Source organism: Streptomyces sp. NPDC014727, assembly GCF_043083485.1.
Lineage (GTDB): Bacteria > Actinomycetota > Actinomycetes > Streptomycetales > Streptomycetaceae > Streptomyces.
Genome location: NZ_JBIBYR010000001.1, coordinates 300331 through 318258, shown reverse-complemented (window position 1 = coordinate 318258; position 17928 = coordinate 300331). Strand labels below are relative to the sequence as shown.

General features: G+C 71.8%; 11 protein-coding genes. 7 read left to right on the top strand and 4 right to left on the bottom strand.

The annotated features are described in order from the left end of the window. Positions 1-197: 197 nt before the first annotated feature. Positions 198-1466 (top strand): sensor histidine kinase, encoded by a 1269-nt coding sequence (locus ACF1B9_RS01450; RefSeq protein WP_391741937.1) that lies wholly within the window; start codon positions 198-200, stop codon positions 1464-1466. Continuing rightward, entirely contained in the window at positions 1451-2098 is a 648-nt protein-coding gene (locus tag ACF1B9_RS01445) for a LuxR C-terminal-related transcriptional regulator (RefSeq protein ID WP_391741938.1), read from the top strand. Before ACF1B9_RS01450 ends, ACF1B9_RS01445 begins: the two co-directional genes overlap by 16 nt. Positions 2099-2153: 55 nt before the next feature. Here the strand turns inward: ACF1B9_RS01445 and ACF1B9_RS01440 are convergent, their stop codons facing one another. Next, positions 2154-3818, bottom strand: a complete 1665-nt coding sequence (locus ACF1B9_RS01440) for an alpha-L-fucosidase (RefSeq protein ID WP_391741939.1) — start codon at positions 3816-3818, stop codon at positions 2154-2156. 213 nt (positions 3819-4031) lie between these two features. Beyond that, entirely contained in the window at positions 4032-4535 is a 504-nt protein-coding gene (locus ACF1B9_RS01435; protein ID WP_391741940.1) for a MarR family winged helix-turn-helix transcriptional regulator, read from the bottom strand. 95 nt (positions 4536-4630) lie between these two features. On the opposite strand from ACF1B9_RS01435, the gene ACF1B9_RS01430 reads away from it, so the two are divergent. The 5 genes from ACF1B9_RS01430 to ACF1B9_RS01410 all read left to right on the top strand — a co-directional run bounded on the left by ACF1B9_RS01430 (position 4631) and on the right by ACF1B9_RS01410 (position 10172). Next, complete coding sequence (locus ACF1B9_RS01430) at positions 4631-5176, top strand: carboxymuconolactone decarboxylase family protein (protein ID WP_391741942.1); 546 nt, start codon at positions 4631-4633, stop codon at positions 5174-5176. Between the two features lie 191 nt (positions 5177-5367). Continuing rightward, on the top strand, positions 5368-7290 hold the full coding sequence (locus ACF1B9_RS01425; RefSeq protein WP_391741944.1) for a hypothetical protein: 1923 nt from the start codon (positions 5368-5370) through the stop codon (positions 7288-7290). Positions 7291-7371: 81 nt separating this feature from the next. Beyond that, the gene (locus ACF1B9_RS01420; RefSeq protein ID WP_391741945.1) at positions 7372-8277 is read left to right on the top strand and encodes a metal-dependent hydrolase; all 906 of its coding nucleotides are present in this window, start codon (positions 7372-7374) and stop codon (positions 8275-8277) included. Between the two features lie 2 nt (positions 8278-8279). Next, positions 8280-9362, top strand: coding sequence for a PDR/VanB family oxidoreductase (locus ACF1B9_RS01415; protein WP_391741947.1), 1083 nt, complete (start codon positions 8280-8282; stop codon positions 9360-9362). 87 nt (positions 9363-9449) lie between these two features. Next, a complete protein-coding gene (locus tag ACF1B9_RS01410) occupies positions 9450-10172 on the top strand; it encodes a TetR/AcrR family transcriptional regulator (protein WP_391741948.1) in 723 nt (240 codons plus the stop codon). Positions 10173-10184: 12 nt separating this feature from the next. Here ACF1B9_RS01410 and ACF1B9_RS01405 read toward each other — a convergent pair whose 3' ends face one another. Both ACF1B9_RS01405 and pulA read right to left on the bottom strand, forming a co-directional pair. After that, positions 10185-12221: an ATP-binding protein gene (locus ACF1B9_RS01405; RefSeq protein ID WP_391741950.1), complete on the bottom strand. Its 2037-nt coding sequence runs from the start codon at positions 12219-12221 to the stop codon at positions 10185-10187. 188 nt (positions 12222-12409) lie between these two features. Then, the gene (gene pulA / locus ACF1B9_RS01400; RefSeq protein ID WP_391741951.1) at positions 12410-17722 is read right to left on the bottom strand and encodes a pullulanase-type alpha-1,6-glucosidase; all 5313 of its coding nucleotides are present in this window, start codon (positions 17720-17722) and stop codon (positions 12410-12412) included. Positions 17723-17928: the final 206 nt, after the last annotated feature.

The window sequence follows — 17928 nt, the reverse complement described above, 5'->3', positions numbered from 1 at the left end:
ATGAATCTAGGAACGGCCGGCCGGCCGCCCCAGCCGTCGGGCACCCCTCTCACGGAGCCGTAGGGCGAAGGCGTCGGGGTGGTGCTGGGTACACCCCCGCCCGGGTGGCGAAACGGCTGCCCCCCGGAGGGCCGTCCGGGTGAGACTGTCCTCGGACGGGCCCGGCACGAGGGCCCGGCGAGGGGAGACGGACCGAGATGAACCCGATACGGACCCGGACACGGGGCGCGCTGCTGGCAGCCTGGCGGGGCGTCGTGGTGTCGATCGCCAGCCTGGTCGGGTCGATCACCCTCTTCGTGTGGGCCGTGCTCTCCATCGTCTTCATCCCGCTGGGCATCGGCCTGGTCACGACCCCCTACGTGCTGGAGCTGGTCCGCAAGCACGCCAACCGGCGCAGGCTGCTCGCGGTCACGTGGTGCGACGTCCGCATCCCGGTCCCGTACCGGCCTTTCCCGAAGGATGTGCGCACCGGCTTCACCGGGCAGGTGGAGCGGACCACGCTGTTGCTGAAGGACCCGGCGACCTGGCGTGACATCCAGTGGCTGCTGGTCGACATGACCGCCGGCTACGTGGTAGCGGTCCTGGCCTCCGCGCTGCTGGTGTACCCGGTGGAGGGTTTCGTCCTGGCGGCCGGGTTGTGGCGGGTCTTCACCGACGACCGTTACTGGTACGCGTTCGTGCCGGTCGACAGCCAGGCGACGGGACTTGCCGCCGCCGCGCTCGGTGTGGTGTTCTTCGCGATCGGTCTGCTGGTCGGCCAGCCGCTGCTGCGGCTGCACTTCGTGATCGCGCGCGCGATGCTGGCTCCCACCCAGGAGCAGGAACTGGCCCGGCGCATCGACCGGCTGACCGAGACGCGGCACGAGGCCGTGGACACCGCCGCCTCCGAACTGCGGCGCATCGAGCGGGACCTGCACGACGGGGCGCAGGCCCGGCTGGTCGCCATGGGAATGAACCTGGGCGCGGTGGAGGCGCTCATCGAGAAGGACCCGGAGCAGGCGAAGAAGCTTCTTGCCATGGCTCGCGAGTCGTCGGCCGAAGCCCTCACGGAGCTGCGCGATCTGGTCCGCGGCATCCACCCGCCGGTCCTCGCCGAGCGCGGACTGGGGGACGCGGTCAGGGCGTTGGCGCTGCGGCTGCCGATCGAGTCGGAGGTCCGGGTGGAGATGAGCGGACGGGCGGACGCCGCGGTCGAGTCGGCGGCGTACTTCGCGGTGAGCGAGACGCTGACGAACACCGCCAAGCACTCGGGGGCCGACCGGGTCTGGGTGGACATCCACCACGCGGACGCCAAACTGCGGGTCTCCGTCACGGACAACGGCCAGGGCGGTGCCGCGGTCGGATCCGGCTCGGGTCTGAGCGGAATCGAACGCCGACTCGGTACATTCGACGGCATCATGGCCGTCAGCAGCCCCGCGGGCGGTCCCACCATGGTGACCATGGAGATCCCTTGCGAGTTGTCCTAGCCGAAGATCTCTTCCTGCTGCGCGACGGCCTGGTCCGCCTGCTGGAGGCGTACGACTTCGAGATCGCGGCAGCTGTGGAGACCGGGCCCGAACTGACCCGGGCCCTGGCCGAGGCGGCGCCGGACGTCGCGGTCGTCGACGTCCGGCTTCCGCCGTCGCACACGGACGAGGGCCTGCAGTGTGCGCTGGCGGCCCGGCGGGCCAGGCCGGGGCTGCCGGTACTCGTGCTCTCGCAGCACGTGGAGCAGTTGTACGCGCGCGAGCTGCTGGCGGACGGCAACGGCGGCATCGGCTATCTGCTCAAGGACCGGGTCTTCGACGCCGACCAGTTCATCGACGCGGTGCGCAGGGTCGCCGCGGGCGGCACCGCGATGGACCCGCAGGTGATCTCGCAGCTGCTGTCGCGGCGCTCGCAGGACAAGCCGATGGGCGGGCTGACCCCGCGTGAGCTGGAGGTCATGGAGCTGATGGCGCAGGGCCGTTCGAACGCGGCGATCGCCTCGCAGATGGTGATCACGGAGCGGGCGGTGGCCAAGCACACCTCGAACATCTTCGGGAAGCTCGGCCTGCCGCCGTCCGACGACGACAACCGCCGCGTTCTCGCGGTGCTCGCCTATCTCGACCGGGGCTGAACCGGGCGCGTGGCCGTGGGCCGCGCGGCCCCCGTGGGGTGCGCGGCCACGGTGGTCACGGCGCCGTGGTCAGGTGCAGGGTCGTCGCCCCCAGATGCGGTGTCGCCCGGGACTCCAGCACCTTCACCCGTACCGAGGTGGCGGTGACCGGCGCGGCCAGGGGCAGGATGCGGCGGTGGCCGATCGTCGTACCCTCGGCGATCCGCTGCCAGGTCCCGCCGATCCGGGCCTCCACGGCGAACTTCTCCACCCGCTGCCCGTGCCGGACGTCCTCACGGACGGCGACCCGGTCGAACGTGTACGGGGCCGGGCCCTGCTTGCGTACGTCGGTGTCGTAGATCCGTCGCACGTCGGAACCGAAGGCGGTCAGTGACGCGACATCGGCGTCGTCGATCCGGCCGTCCTTGTTCGGCGGGACGTTGAGCAGCAGGGAGGCGTTGCGGCCGACGCTCTTCTCGTAGAGGTTCATCAGCCGGGCGGGGGACTTGGGCTCCTCGTTCGGGTGGTGGAACCAGCCGGACCTGATCGAGACGTCGGCCTCGGCCGGGTACCACTGCAGGTAGTTGACCGCCGGGTCGAGGATCCTGGCCCTGGAACCGATGTCGGAGTCGGTCGAGTCGTTGGGGAGGCTGCCGAGCCCCGTCCACGGGTCGGTGGTGTGCGGGGTGACGCTCCACTCGGTCTCGCGGGCGACGCCGCTCTCGTTGCCGACCCAGCGCACGCCCTGCGGGCCCTGGAAGACGACGGTGTCCGGCGAGAGCGCCTTGACCATGTCGAACCACTGCTTGACGTTGTACTTCTGCGTGATGCCGGAACCGGACCAGGGGTTGGCGCCGTCGAGCCAGAGTTCCTCGATCGGCCCGTACTGGGTGAAGAGTTCGTAGAGCTGGTTGAGGTAGTACGCGTCGTAGTCGTCGGCCATCACCTCGAAGGTGGGCAGCGTGCCGCGCTCGACCGCGGCGGCCCGGTCGTCGCCGGGGACGAGGGTGGGGATGGTGCGCCGCGTGACCGCGCTGCCGTTGCCGAAGCGGCCCTCACCGGCCGGGGCGCGGTCGCCGTCCTCCAGGGCCATGCGCTCGGGCAGGCTGAGCGGCTTGCCCTCGGCCTGCTTCTTGCGGATCGTGTCGACCCACTGCGCGTGCCAGGCGTGCGGGAGTTCGGCGCCGTCGGAGGGCGAGAGGTAGAGCCCGACCTTCAGGCCCGCCTTGCGGGCGGCCTTCACGTACGCGGCCACTACATCGGGGCTGCCGGGGCTGAGCGCGACCGAGTGGTCGGTGTACCGGCTCGGGTAGAGCACGAAGCCGTCGTGGTGCTTGGCGGTGAGCATGACCTGCTCGGCACCGGCGGCCTTGTAGGCGCGCATCCACTGGTCGGCATCGATGGCCGTGGGGGCGAAGAGCTTCTCGTCCTCCGTACCGGAGCCCCACTCGCGGCCGGTGAACGTGTTCATCCCGAAGTGCGTGAAGGCGGTGACCTCCCGCTGCTGCCAGGCGAGTTGACCGCGGGTGGGAACGATGTTCGCGGCCTTCTCGATGATCCGGTCCGGGCTGTCGCAGGACTCGACGGTCATCTGCGAGGCGGGCTTCACAGGCGCGGTGCACGGGGTGCCCGGCGGCGCCGACCGCTGGTCCACGGGCTGCTGCGCGATGGCCTGTACGGGGACGAGCGCGGCGGCCGCCGCCAGTGCGAGCGCACTGAGCACACGGGTACGTCGTGCCATGGTTCCCTCCCATTCCCGACCAGCATTGGTCGGATCTCTTGGGTGTCGACGTGCGCATGCTGCCGCACGGAACGACTCACGGGAAGTGTGTGCACAACATACGTCCTATCTCTTGCCCTCTAAAGTCCATGCATGAGCCGGGACCGGAGCCCGGCACCCGCCCCGGTCACCGAACCAGCCCGGAACGCCCGGAGTCCGGCACCGGCGCCCACCTCAGTCACCGAACCAGCCCGGCACGTCCAGCCGGAACGCGCCCGCGGGCACCATCGTGCGCAGATCGTCCTCCAGTGCGCGCACCCGGTCCTCGCCGAGCACCCGGACCCACTCGGCACGCAGCCGGTCGAAGCCCTCGGCCGATCCGACCAGGACGTCGACGCCCCGCACGGTCAGCCGGACCAGCTTGCGCCGGCCGTCGCGGGGGTCGTCGACGCGCTCCACATAGCCGAGCCCCTCCAGCTTCTCGACCGTCTTGCCCGCGGCCTGTTTGGAGATTCCGAGCCGTCGGCCGATCTCGCTGGCCGTCGCCCCGTCACGACCGACGGCCTGGAGCGCGAAACCGTGCGCGGGCCGCACATCGGGATGCCCCCGCTCGGCGAGCTCGCGGTGCAACTCATCGATGATCGACCGGAATCCGGCGAACATCAGCAGGGGCAGCTCGAAGCCCGCCCCGGCGCTCGCGGACGACCGGGCCGCCACCCCGGCCCTCGGCTCAGTCATTGCAAAACTCGACAACCTGGTTTACTTTTTCGTCAATCACGTTGTCGAGTTTAGCGTGAGCACCCACGGTGAGAACCCACCACGAGAGGTCACCCATGCCCGCGTCCACGTTCCCCGACCACACCCTCGAATCCGCCCCGCCCGCCGCCCGCCGCGCCATGGAGGCGGTGTCGCGGAAACAGGGCTACCTGCCCTCCGCGGTCGCCCGGCTCGCCTCGTCCCCCGAACTGCTCGACGGCTTCCTGAAGATCAGCGCGCTCTTCGAGTCGACCACCCTGGACCCGCTCTCCCGCGAGGCCCTGATCATGACGATGGCGGTCCGCAACGAGTGCCACGTCTGCGTGGCGATGCACAGCGCGAAGCTCACCGCCCTCGACGCCGCCCCCGAGGTGCTCGCCGCACTGCGCGAGCAGCGCGTGGTCCCGGACGAACGGTTGGAAGCGATACGGCAGTTCACCCTGTCCGCGATCGCGACGGCCGGAGCCGTGGACGACGGGACGCTCCAGGCTTTCCTGGCCCACGGGTACACCACCCGCAACGCCCTGGAAGTGGTCCTGGGCATCGGCGCGTACACGATGTCGACGCTGGGCAACCGGATGACGGGGGCCTCGCTGGATCCCCAAATGGCCGCCTTCGCCTGATCCTTGGCCGCCTCCTGCCCGGGCCGGAGGCGGCCGGGCCCCCCGGCGGAGGCAGCCGGGCCCCGTGGCCGCGACCGGCCCTCCCAGCCGGTCGCGGCGGCCGAACGGCTGGACGCCGCGCGCGCCAATGCGCCGGGGCACACCGTGACGCACCGGGGTGACCATCGCACGATTCGCTCGTTCTGCCGATCGTGCGCCCACTGCCCGAGGTACCTTCCGCAGCCGCCCCGGCCGGGGCGGAGCAGGCCGCGCTCGTCGCGCACTATCCGCGGCTGGTCCGGCTCGGCTATCTCGTGCTGTCGCCGTCCCTCGGCAGCCATCGCCGGGTTCTGACGGCGCACACGCTGGCCCAGCGGTCACTGTTGTCGGTGCGCCGGGAAGGGGGTGCGGCCGAGGGCGGCGTCCCGCTGCCGCGTCGGCCCGGTGGCCCGGCGGTGGACCCGTCCTACGCCCGCGCCCGCGAGCGGGTGCTGCGTGCGGCGCTGACGGCGGGCCGTCCATGGCGCCGCGTCCGGCTGCCGCCGTTCCTCCCGCTGGTGTGGGGGCTGCGGCTGCTGCCGCACTCGGGCGGATCGGATGAACTCGCCCTGGAGCACGCCCTGTCGGCGCTGTCCGGTCCCGGGCGCGCCGCCCATGTCCTGCGCGGCCTGGAGCGGCTGGCCGATGTCGAGGTGCGGCGGGTGCTGGCCGCCGCCGGGGTGGCGGACCCGCATGCGGCGCTCGCGGAGGCGGACGGCGTGTCGGCACCGTACGCGCTCCTCGCGTCCCCGGAGTTCGATCCCTGTTCGCTCCAGGCCCGCCCGCCGGATCTGCCGCGCCGTCGCAGGCGCGCGAAGGCGGCGGTGGCGGCCGTCGCCGCACTGCTGGTGTGCACGGCCCTGCTGGGGCTGCCGGGCGGCGGCTGGGGACGGGACACATCGCCCGCGTCGCGTCCCCGTCAGGCCTCCGCCGTACGGGCCCCGGATCCCGGCGCGTTGGGCCGGGTGCCGGCGACGTACTGGCGACGCTCGCCGCGTACCGACTTCAGCTCCTGGCCCACCCGGGGCGACCGTGCCCGGGACCTCCGGCTGCTGCGCCGCGCGCTCACCGCGTGGGCGCGGCCGGACGGCGCGGTGCGCGTGTCGGCGACCGCGGGCACTCCCACGGGGCCGCCGATGGGCGCCCCTCAGTTGCTGTACGCGGGCGGGGTGGGCCGGGCGACGGTGGTGCTGTTCTACGACGGGCTGCGCGTCGTGCGGTACGCGGAACCGCAGGGTCCCGCTCCGGCCGTGGGCGCGGTGCTCGACTTCGCCCGGGTCGACAGTGCCGACAGGGCCTCGGCGGGCGCCCTGGTCGCGGGCCGTACGGGCGACGGGATCCGCTATCTCACCGCGCCCTGGGTGCGTGCGGTGTCCGTACGGGATCTGCTCGCTCCGGGCGGCGGCGCGCGGCCCCTGCGCCGCACCGCCGACGGCGTGACCGCCGCGCTGAGGAGCACGGTCATGGCCCGGAGCTGTCGCGTCTGGGACGCGATCGAACTGCGGGACGGCTCGACGACCCGTCTGATGACGGACCTCGGCGAGCTGACCCCCGTCCGGCTGACGTCGGGCCCGCCGTCGGCCCCGCACGACGTCGACGGGCGGGCGGAGCGGGACAGTTGGGCGCGGACCGCCTGCCTGCTGCCGGCGGTCCGTTCGCACGGTGTGCGAACGGTGAACTCCTGGCAGTACGCGGAGCAGCCGCTGCCGGAGGACAACGGCTCGGCGCGCTGGCTGTGCACCAGGGCGGAGACCTGGCGGGGCGCCGGGAGCCGGGTGCTCGCCCAGTTCCAGGCCCCGTCGGCCCCGTCCGTGGCGACGGGCGGGCCGCCCGGAGCGGTCGCGGCCCGCGCCGAGGACTCACCGGCGTGCGGAACGCGCGATCCACGGGTGCTGGCCGGGGTGTTGTGGAAGTCGCACGGTGGCCACTGGTACGTACTGGCCGCGGGCAGCGAGCAGTTCGTCTCGCTGACCACGTCGGGCGGGGTGGAGGGGAGGTCCGACGGCCGGTTCCTCGCCGTACCCGCCGGGGCGGGCGACCGGGCACGGCTGAACGGGACACTGGCGGACGGCGGCCGGATGGGCGCCCTGCGCTGAGAGCCCGAACCCCCCGGGGAGGGCCGGGAATTTCGACGCACGCCTCTGTTCCCACGGCTTACCCATCAGTACATTGACACCATGTCTAACACGCAGCCGGCGCCGGTCGCGTCGGAGCGGGCGCAGCTCATGGCCCGCAAGGTCTCCTTCGCCTGGGAGAAGACGCCCCTGCACTGGGTGCCGGGCGATCCGTTCACCACGCACACCATCAATGTGCTCCATCTGCTGCTGCCCGCCGGGGAGCGATGGTTCATCCATGTGTACCGGCAGGTGCTGCCGTACATCCATGACGAGCAACTGCGCCAGGACGTCATCGGGTTCATCGGCCAGGAGGCCGTGCACTCCCAGGCGCACGACGACGTCCTGCCGCGTCTGAAGCAGCTCGGTCTCGATCCGACGCCGTACACCGCGCAGGTCGACTGGTTCTTCGAGAAGCTGCTGGGCGACCGGACGCTGCCGCCGGGCCGGGCGCGCAGATGGTGGCTGTTGGAGCGGGTGGCGACGATCGCCGCGATCGAGCACTACACCGCCTTCCTGGGCGACTGGGTGCTGAACGCCGACGAGCTGGACCGGCGCGGCGCCGATCCGACGATGCTGGACCTGCTGCGCTGGCACGGCGCGGAAGAAGTCGAGCACCGCTCGGTCGCGTTCGACGTGTTCATGCATGTCGACGGCAGCTACCGGCGACGGGTACGGACCTGGGCCACGGCATTCACCGCACTGCTCTTCTTCTGGCAGCGCGGCACGCGATTCTTCATGGAGAACGACCCGACCCTGTTGCAGGGCAAGGCCTCGTTCAAGGAGTTCTACATCAGCGGCAGGCGCGGCACCCTGCCGGCGACCGGTGATCTGCTGCGCTCCATCCCCCGTTACCTGAGCCGGGCCTACCATCCCTCGCAGGAGGGCAGCACCGCCCAGGCCGTCGGCTATCTCGCCCAGTCGCCCGCGGCCACGGCCGCCGAGGCCCGTATGACGGGAACCAGCTGACCATGCCCCTCCCCCTGCCCCGCCCGCGCACCGTCGTCCTCGTCACCGGCGCCGTGCTGCTCGCGAAGCGGGCCATGCGCAAGCGCATCCGGAACTCTCCGCTCTGGCCGCTGCCGGCCCTGGAGAACCCGGTCTCGGGCCACTCCGACCGCAGCTCCACCACCACCCGCCGGCTGCTGATCACCGAGCGGACCACCCCCGCCGAGGGCGTGGTCCGACTCCGCCTGGAAGGCCCCGACCTGCCCGCCTGGCAGCCGGGCGCGCATCTCGATCTCCTCCTTCCCTCCGGCCTGGTCCGCCAGTACTCCCTCTGCGGGGACCCGTCCGACCGCGACGCGTACACGATCGCGACCCGCCTGGTCGAGGACGGCCGGGGCGGCTCCCGCGAGGTGCACACCGGGCTCCACGAGGGCGTGGAGGTCGAGATCCGCGCCCCCCGCAACCGCTTCCCCCTCGCCGAGGCCCCCGCCTACCTCTTCGTCGCCGGCGGCATCGGCATCACCCCGATCCTGCCGATGCTGCGGTCCGTGGCCGCCTCGGGCGCCGACTGGCGGCTGCTGTACGGCGGCCGGTCCCGCGCCTCGATGCCCTTCCTGGACGAGATCGAGAAGCTGGGCGCGGAGGGCGGCCGGGTGACGATCGTCCCCGCCGACGAGATGGGTCACCCGGACGCGGCCGCGGCCCTGGCGGACACGGTCGAGGGCACAGCCGTCCACTGCTGCGGCCCGGAGCCGCTGATGGACGCGGTCGCCGCCGCCCTCCCACCCGGCCGCACCCTGCATCTGGAACGCTTCACGGCGGCGACCACGTCCTCCACCGCCTCCGGCCCCTTCGAGGTCGAACTGCGGCGCTCCGGCCGCACGGTCCGGGTGGCGCCGGACCGGTCGGTGCTGGCTGCGGTGCGCGAGGAGCTTCGTCACGTCCCGTACTCCTGCGAGCAGGGCTTCTGCGGAACGTGCCAACAGCGCGTCCTGGAGGGCGAGATCGACCACCGCGACGAACTCCTGACGGACTCGGAACGGGAGGATTCGATGCTCATCTGCGTGTCGCGGTGCCGGGGGGAGAGGCTGGTGCTGGACCTGTGACGGCGGATGGCCGGATGCCGCCCGGCGCGGTGGGCCGCCTCGGCCCGCCATCTCTCCCCCACAGCCCCACTCGGTACGCTGTCCACCATGACGACCGGGGTGCGGCGCAGGATGGGCGTCGAGGAGCGCAGGCAGCAGCTGATCGGTGTCGCGCTGGAGCTGTTCAGTCACCGTTCCCCGGACGAGGTGTCGATCGACGAGATCGCGGCCGCTGCCGGGATCTCCCGGCCGTTGGTCTACCACTACTTCCCGGGGAAGCAGAGCCTGTACGAGGCGGCGCTGCGACGGGCGGCCGACGAACTGGCGGCGCGGTTCGTGGAGCCGCGCGAAGGTCCTCTCGGGGAACGGCTGTTGAGGGTGATGGGCCGGTTCTTCGACTTTGTCGACGAGCACGGGCCGGGGTTCTCGGCGTTGATGCGGGGCGGACCCGCGGTCGGGTCGTCGACGGCCAACGCGATGATCGACGGGGTGCGGCAGGCGGCGTGCGAGCAGATCCTGGCCCATCTGGGGGTCGAGGATCCCCCGGCGCGGCTGGAGTTGGTCGTGCGGTCGTGGGTTTCGCTGGCCGAGTCGACGGCGCTGATCTGGCTTGACGGGCGGCGGATCGCGCGCGCGGAGCTGGAGTTGCAGCTGGTGCACGACTTCGCGGCGCTGGCCGCGGTGAGTGCCGCGTACAACACGGAGATGGCGGGCGTCGTGCTGCGGGTCCTCGGACAGGAACCGGCGGACGGGCCGTTCGGGGAGCTGTTGGACCGGCTCTCCGCGCTGGCGCCCGCCGTGCCGACCGTTCCCGTGCAGCGACTGCCTTAGACGGGACGGCCTTCAGCCGAGCAGTTCGCCCTGGAGCGCGGCCGCCAGGCCGACCTCCGCGTTGTCCGTCCGCCCCCGCTCGAAGGCGCGCTGGTAGGCGGCGTCGCCGACGGCCGCGCGGGCCTGGCGTTCGCACGCCTCGCGCAACGGGCCCAGTTCCGGGGTGCCGCGCTGCGGATGGCCGACCATGCGCCAGTAGACCTGTCCCGTGCCGTACACCCGGGCGGCGCGGGCGCCCGCGCCCTGCGCGGCGATCGCCGCGGCCAGGATGTCCAGGCCGAGCGCGATACCGAACCTGTCGCGCATGCGGTGCTTGCCCGCGAGCATCGAGCGGGCGTAGGAGGCGGAGGATTCGGCGTCGCCCCGCAGCAGGGCGATCAGGGCGAGTTGGTAGTCGACGTAGCTGCGGGTCCAGCATTCGTCCTGGGCTTCGCAGGCCGCGCGCAGGGCCATGGCCGCCTTCACCGCCTCGTCCAGCCGTCCCAGGCTGGTCAGCGCGAAGACCGTGATGAGGTGGCAGCGCAGCCGGTAGGCCGATTCGAGCGGGGTGGCGGCGCCGGTGATGCGCAGCACCCGGGCGACCTGGCGCAGACTCGCCTCGGGGCGGCCGGTCATCAGATGGGTGAGCCCGCACAGATAGGCGGCGGCGAGGATGCCTTCGTCGGTCCCGTCGTGGGCCGCCGACCGGGTGCACTCCCTGCCCAGGCGCCGGGCGGCCGGGTAGTCGCCCTGGAGCATGACGGTGATGCCCAGCACCCACAGGGCGCGGGTGCGGTGGGGGCCCTCGGCCGGTCCGACGTCCAGGGCGCGCTGTGCGTACTCACGGGTCTGCGGCAGATGACCGCAGCAGCACCAGAAGAAGCCGATCCGGCCCGCCATCTCCTGGGCGGCCGCGGTGTCGTGGACCAGCAGGTGGTCGAGGGCGGCGCACAGGTCGGCGTGCGACTCGGCGATGCGGTGGTACCAGAGGATCTGGTCGTCGCCGGTCCAGCCCGCGTGGGCGTAGCGGGCCAGGCCGAGGAAACAGGCCGCGTGCCGGTCGGCGGCGGCCCGTTCCTCGCCGAGTTCGGCGAGCCACATCCGGCCGTACTCGCGGATGGCTTCGAGCATCCGGTGGCGTGCGCCGTCCCGTCCGACGACGGACTTGGCGACCAGGCCGTTCAGCGCCTCGGTCACACCGTCCGCGGTGAGCGGCCCCTCGGCGCAGACCTCGCGGGCCACGGCCTCGTCGAAGTCGCCACGCAGCACGGTCAGCCGCGCCCAGAGCAGCCGTTCCAGCGGGGTGCACAGTTCATGGCTCCACCCGATGGCGGTACGCAGGGTGCGGTGGCGCGGCGGCCGGATCGACGCGTCGGCCGGTACGTCGAAGCGGGAGCCGATCCGTGCGGCCACCTGCTCGACGGTGTCCCGGCCGAGGGCTCCCGCCGCGAGTTCGATGGCGAGCGGAATGCCTTCGAGGCGGCGACAGATCTCTTCGGCGGCCTCGGCGTTGCCCGGCGCGTCGAGGGCCGGCCGCGGAGCTGCCGCGGCCGCCCGGTCCCGGAACAGGGTCAGTGCGTCACCGGCGCCCTCGACGGGCAGCGGTTGCACCTCGACGACCCGTTCGCCCCTGATGCCCAGGGGCTGCCGACTGGTCGCCAGCACGGTGAGGCCCGGTGACGTGGTGAGGATCTCGCCGAGCAGATGCGCGCACGCGGGGCGCAGATGCTCGCACGAGTCGAGGACCAGTAGCAGTTCCTTGTCGGCGAGCCATGCGCACAGCGCGTCGATGGGCATGCGCAGGGTGTGGTCGCAGAGCCCGACGGCGTCGGAGACGGTCGCGATGAGCAGTCCGTCGTCGTGGAGCGGGGAAAGGTCCGCCCACCACGCTCCGTCGCGGTGTGCGGGCGCCGCCTGCCGGGCCGCGCGGACCGCGAGCCTGGTCTTGCCGACGCCGCCGCTGCCGGTGAGGGTGGTCAGCCGGTGCGTGGCGAGGGTGTGTTCGAGGCGGGCAAGTTCCGCTTTCCGTCCGACAAAGCTCGTTGTCTCCTCGGGAATGTTGCTCGCCATGGTCACCGTCGCCGAAAACAGATGGACCGGCCGGTCCCGGCCCCTGGTTCCGTACGGTCAGGCATGGGAGGACACCTGACGTACCGGAAAGGGGGCCGGGACCGGCCGGGAGTGGGAGGGCGCGCCCGGAAGTGCGGTACTGCGGCACTCCCGGACGGCTGCTGCCTCCCAACGTAGACCGTTTCGGCTCAGCTCAGCGAGAAAACCGCCACTGTGCGTCCCGGGACGGTGAAGCTTCCCGAACTCCGCTCATAAGAGGACTTCTTCACGGTAGGGTCCGCGCCCGCGGCCTGGACGGGATGCAGGGTGTACCGCTTCCCCGCCAGACCGGCGATCCGCTGGGTCTCGGTCCCGGGGGCCGCGTTGAGGACGACCACCAGCCTGCCGAGCCGCATGGTGATCACCCCGGGCGTCTCGTCCTTCCCGGAGAGCGGGAAGGACAGGGCGGACTGCACCTGTCCGGTGGTGGCGAGATCGAAGTCCTTCTCCGTCGCACGGATGGTGAGCAGGTCCCGGTAGGCGGCCGACGCGCCGTCGATCTGCGCACACCCCGGCCTGAGCGCGGCGTCCGCCAGCAGCGGCCGCGCGAAGGACCACTTGGACGCGTTGTCGGCGGCCGGCGGCAGCCCGCGACCGAAGCCGTTGCCGTCGCGGCAGTCCCAGTGCAGGGCGTTGAACCAGTCGCCGCTGTCGTACGAGTTGCGGTCCAGGGACTTGGAGCGCAGCAGGTCGGTGCCCGCCTGGGAGAGCGAGGGGCCCTGCGAGAGGGTGGCCGTAGCCATCGCCAGCACCTGCATGCGGGCCCGGCCCGCCGCCGGGGTGCCCGCCGGGAGCTTGAAGGCGAGTGCGTCGTACAGCGACTCGTTGTCGTGGGCGTCCGCGTAGGCGAGGGCGTCGCCGGGGGCCGCGGCGTATCCGGCGGGGGCGCCGTTGTAGTCGACGCCGGACCCCTTGACGGTCTTCCCCGAGGAGTCGGTGAAGGTGTAGTCGGCGAGGCTGCCGGTGAGGCCGACCTTGATCAGGTCCTGGTAATGGAGCAGCCGGGCCTTCTGTTCGGCCCGGGTGCCGTTGGCGGTCGAGGTGTTGGGGTCGGTGTAGAGGCCGGTGGCGAAGCCCTGCACGCCGGGGTCCTCGTCGAAGGGGCTGCCGCCGCGGACGGCGTCGCGGGCCCGGTCGGAGAAGGTGGCGATGCCGGTGCCGGCCATGTTCTTCTGGGTGGCCTGGACGAAGCGGGCGTCGTCGGCGATCTCGCCGAAGTTCCAGCCCTCCCCGTACAAGATGATCTTCTTCCCGTCGACGCCGTCCTTCGCCGGGGTCAGCGCGTCCAGCGCCTTGCGGACGGCGAGGATGTTGGCCCTGGGGTGGTGGCCCATGAGGTCGAAGCGGAAGCCGTCGACCTTGTACTCCTTGGCCCAGGTGACGACCGAGTCCACGACGAGCTTGCCCATCATGGTGTTCTCGGGCGCGGTGTTGGCGCAGCAGGTGGAGGTGGCGACGGTGCCGTCGTCCAGCAGCCGCTGGTAGTAGCCGGGCACGATCCGGTCGAGTACGGACTTGTCGTCCTGGCCGGAGGCGACGGTGTGGTTGTAGACGACGTCCATGACGGTCCGCAGGCCCGCGCCGTTCAGCCCCTGGACCATCTGCCGGAACTCGACGGTGCGCCGGGTGCCGTTCGGGTCGGAGGCGTAACTGCCCTCCGGGACGGTGTAGTGCAGCGGGTCGTAGCCCCAGTTGAAGCCGTCCCGCGCCGCGGCCTTCGCGACACAGGCCTGCTGCTCCTCGGAGTCGGGGGCGTACACGGACAGGTCGCACGCCGGTTTCCGCTGGTCGGACTTCTTCTCGGGGATGGTGCCGATGTCGAAGGCGGGCAGCAGGTGGACATAGTTCGTGCCGGCGTCGGCGAGCCGCTTGAGGTGCCGCATCCCGTCGGAGCGGGTGTCGGTGAAGGCGAGGTATTCGCCGGGGTGGGTCGAGGTGCGGTCCGCGATGGAGAAGTCGCGGATGTGCAGCTCCTGGATCCGGGCGTCCCGCAAGGGGACGGAGGCGGGCTTCGTCAGTCCGGACCAGCCCTTCGGCGCGAGGCCCGGGTCGTCGAGGTCGACGACGAGGCTGCGTGCCGAGTCCGTGGTCAGGGCGGTGGAGTAGGGATCGGTGACCTTGTTGGTGACCATCTTCTGGACGGTGGGTGCCCAGACGTCCACCACGTAGCGGTAGGGCTTTCCCGTCCACTTCTGCGTGCCCGTGACGGACCACACGCCGGTGCGGTCGTCGCGGCGCATCGGGACGGTGCGGCCGTCGAGTTCGAGGGCGACGGTGCGGGCGGTGGGCGCCCAGACGGACAACGTGGGGCGGCCGTGGTCGAAGACCGGGCCGAGCGAGGCGCCGGCCGCGTTCTTCCCGTAGAGGTCGTCGAGCACGCCCGCGCTCTGTACGCCGGTGGCGGCGAGCAGGGCGCCGTTGGCGGCGCGCTGGGTGGCGATCAGCTGGCCACGCAGCGCCTCGCGCACCCGGTCCCGGTCCCGGACGTCGACGGTGAACGCCGGGTAGTCCTTGAGGTGCGGATACTTCGCCTTCTGGGCGTCGGTCAGCGCGGACGGGGTGAGCCGCAGCCACTGGCCCTCGTCGGAGAGCGCCCCGTCGACGACGGAGATCCCGCCGCCCTGTGCGTGGACGAGCTGCTGGCTGGTGGCCCCGGTGGCCTTCACCTTCCACACGACGGTGTCGGCGTCGATCCACTGCGCCTCGGCCTTGGTGAGGTCGGCCGTGGGTACGCCGCCCGTCTGCGGCAGCAGACAGCCGGGGGTGGAGCCGAGCATCCAGACCTCGTGCCCGTAGGTGGCGAGGTCGAGCGACTGGTCGCTGGGGAGGTCCTTCTCGTCGCCCTTGTGGAGGATGTAGCTGAGCGAGGTGGCGCCGTCGGTGAGCGGCACCTCGAAGGTGAGGCCGGAGGCGTCCTTCTTCACCGGCTGGAGCGGCTTGGCCCAGTCGGTGGGGTTCTTGGCGCCGGTCCAGGTGTGCAGCCCCCAGCCGTCGTAGTCGCCGTCGGCCCGGTAGTAGTGCAGTACGGCCTTCGTCGTGTCCTGCGGCGGATAGGCACCGGCGGGGGCCTCGCCGGCCTGGCCGTCCTTGTCCTGCTCGATCCAGACCTGTCCGGTCCTCGCGAGGTCGACGGTGCGCTGCGGACCGTCGGCGGTGCCGTTCTTCTCCACGGTGTACGGGAGCAAGGAGGCGCCCTCGGCGAGTTTGATCCAGGCGAAGGCGCCGTAGGCGTCGCGCCCGGTGAACGCGGCGGCCTCATCGCCCGCCTTGAGTTGCCAGCCGTCGTAGTCGCCGTCCGCGCGCCTGTAGTGGACGACGGCGTAGTCGCGTTCGACGGCGACGGGCTTCTCGGCGACGGGTGCCTGTCCGGCGGTGGTGGCGGCGAGGGCACTCGCGGTCCGGCCGGCACGGTCGACGACAACGGCCTTGTACCGCAGGGGTGTTCCGGCGGTGGCCTCGTCGCCCACCGTCTGGGTGACCTTGTACGGGGCGTGGTCGGCGGAGCCGAGGGTGACCCACTTCCCGTTGCCCGTCTGGGCGGCGAAGACGACGCGATTGAGCTGTCCGCCGTCGACGTCCGCGGAGATCTCGACGGTGCCGGTGGCTCCGGCGGCGGGCGCCTTCAGGGTGATCGAGGGCTTGGCGGCGGGCCGGCCCATCGTCTTCTCGGCGCGCAGGACGAGGCTGGACAGGGCGGGCACGGTGACGCTGATCTTCTGGTCCGCGCCGCTGCGGACGGTTCCCGAACCGCCGTACAGCGTGCGGAAGTCCATACCGGCGGACGCGGTGGGAAGTTCGACGGTCCGCGGCCCGGTGGCGTTGTTCGTGGCGACGACGTACTCGCGGCCCTGCCCGGCGTCCGTGCGGGAGAACGCGTGGACGGAGCCCTGGGCGTACCGCTCGGTCTGGACGCCGTCGCGCAGGGCGGGGTTCTTCCTGGTCAGCTCGGAGAGCGCGGCGATGTTCCGGTACAGGGGGTGGCTCGTGTCGTACGCGTCGAAGGCGTGGGTGCGGTCGGTGCCCAGTTCGTCGTCGTCGAGGTAGTCGGGGGTCTTCGAGGCGAACATGGTCTGGCGGGCGTCCTTGTCGCCGCCCGCGCCGGTGAAGCCCTGCTCGTCGCCGTAGTAGACGACGGGGTTGCCCCGGCCGAGGAACATCAGCTCGTTGGCGAGCCGGGCCCGCTGGACGAGTTCCGCGTCGTCCCCCTTCGGGTTGTCCTGCTTGAGGAACGACCCGATGCGCCCCATGTCGTGGTTGCCGAGGAAGGTGACCTGCTCGTAGGCGTTGGCCTTGTCGGTGGTGTAGCGGTAGTCGTCACCGAGGACGGCGGCGAGCTTCGAGGCCGGCGCGCCCTGCGAGGCGTACTGCCTGGCCGCTTCCTGGAACGGGAAGTCGAGCGTCGCGTCGAGCCGTCCCCGCGTGACGTAGGGCGAGGTCACGGCCGTGTCGGCGGAGTAGACCTCGCCGAACATGAAGAAGTCCTTGCGGCCGTGCTCGGCGGCGTAGGCGTCCAGCGCCGTCGCCCACCGGGTCCAGAAGTCCAGGTCGACGTGTTTGACGGTGTCGATCCGGAAGCCGTCGATGTCGAAGTCCCTGACCCACTTCTCGTAGATCTTCTCCATGCCGGAGACGACCTCGGGCCGCTCGGTCCACAGGTCGTCGAGCCCGGAGAAGTCGCCGTACGTGGTGGACTCGCCGGCGTAGGTCGAGTCGCCGCGGTTGTGGTACATCGTCGGGTCGTTGAGCCAGGACGGGACCTTGGTCCCGGTGTTCTTCGGGGTGTACGGGAACGAGTCCGCGTCCACCTTCGCCAGTCCCTTGGCGTCGTCGAACGGGCGGCCGTCCCGGTCCAGGTACGGGTAGGCGCCCTTGGGCCGGTAGCCGTAGGTCTTCTCGGCGTAGTCGAGGGTGTCCGCGGTGTGGTTGGTGATGACGTCGAAGAAGACCTTCATGCCCTTGCCGTGGGCCCTGTCGATGAGTTTCGACAGGTCGGCGTTGGTGCCGAAGTGCGGATCGACCTGGGTGAAGTCGGTGATCCAGTAGCCGTGGTAGCCCGCCGAGGCGTCCTTGCCGGTGCCCTGGACGGGGCGGTTCTTGAAGATCGGGGCGAGCCAGATGGCGGTGGTGCCGAGGCCCTTGATGTAGTCGAGCCGCTCGGTCAGGCCCTTGAGGTCGCCACCCTGGTAGAAGCCCTTGTCCGTGGGGTCGAAGCCGGTCTCCAGGCGCGAACCGGTGAGCTTTCCGCGGTCGTTGGCGGTGTCCCCGTTGGCGAACCGGTCGGGCATGACGAAGTAGAACTGCTCACGCGTCAGGTCGTGACGGGCGGGCTCGGCGGCCAGCCGGGCGTCCGAGGGCGGCCCCGGGGGTCTCGGCGCGGCGGACGCGGATGCCGCCGGGACGACGGGGAGGAGCGCGGCGCAGAGTGCGGCCACGGTTCCCCGTCTCAGGGTGGAACGGGACACGGGCAAGGTCTCCTTGTGTGCGGGGTGGGGATCTCGGGGCGGGCGGGACCGCCGGGCGGCGGCTTGGGCGGGGCGGGGGCCCACCAGGGCGTCTCGGCGGACGACACGGACGCGCCCCGCGAGCGTGGGCACGGGGCGCGGGGCGCTGGCTCGGGCGAGCCGCCTTCCGCCGCGTCGCTCCGCGGGGTTCGCCGTGGTGCGCTCCC

Bases quoted from the DNA above. Each gene is read 5' to 3' on its own strand.
- ACF1B9_RS01420 (WP_391741945.1), top strand. From the start codon at position 7,372: ATGTCTAACACGCAGCCGGCGCCGGTCGCGTCGGAGCGGGCGCAGCTC.
- ACF1B9_RS01430 (WP_391741942.1), top strand. From the start codon at position 4,631: ATGCCCGCGTCCACGTTCCCCGACCACACCCTCGAATCCGCCCCGCCC.
- ACF1B9_RS01410 (WP_391741948.1), top strand. From the start codon at position 9,450: ATGACGACCGGGGTGCGGCGCAGGATGGGCGTCGAGGAGCGCAGGCAG.
- ACF1B9_RS01435 (WP_391741940.1), bottom strand. From the start codon at position 4,535: ATGACTGAGCCGAGGGCCGGGGTGGCGGCCCGGTCGTCCGCGAGCGCC.
- ACF1B9_RS01415 (WP_391741947.1), top strand. From the start codon at position 8,280: ATGCCCCTCCCCCTGCCCCGCCCGCGCACCGTCGTCCTCGTCACCGGC.
- ACF1B9_RS01405 (WP_391741950.1), bottom strand. From the start codon at position 12,221: ATGGCGAGCAACATTCCCGAGGAGACAACGAGCTTTGTCGGACGGAAA.
- ACF1B9_RS01440 (WP_391741939.1), bottom strand. From the start codon at position 3,818: ATGGCACGACGTACCCGTGTGCTCAGTGCGCTCGCACTGGCGGCGGCC.
- ACF1B9_RS01450 (WP_391741937.1), top strand. From the start codon at position 198: ATGAACCCGATACGGACCCGGACACGGGGCGCGCTGCTGGCAGCCTGG.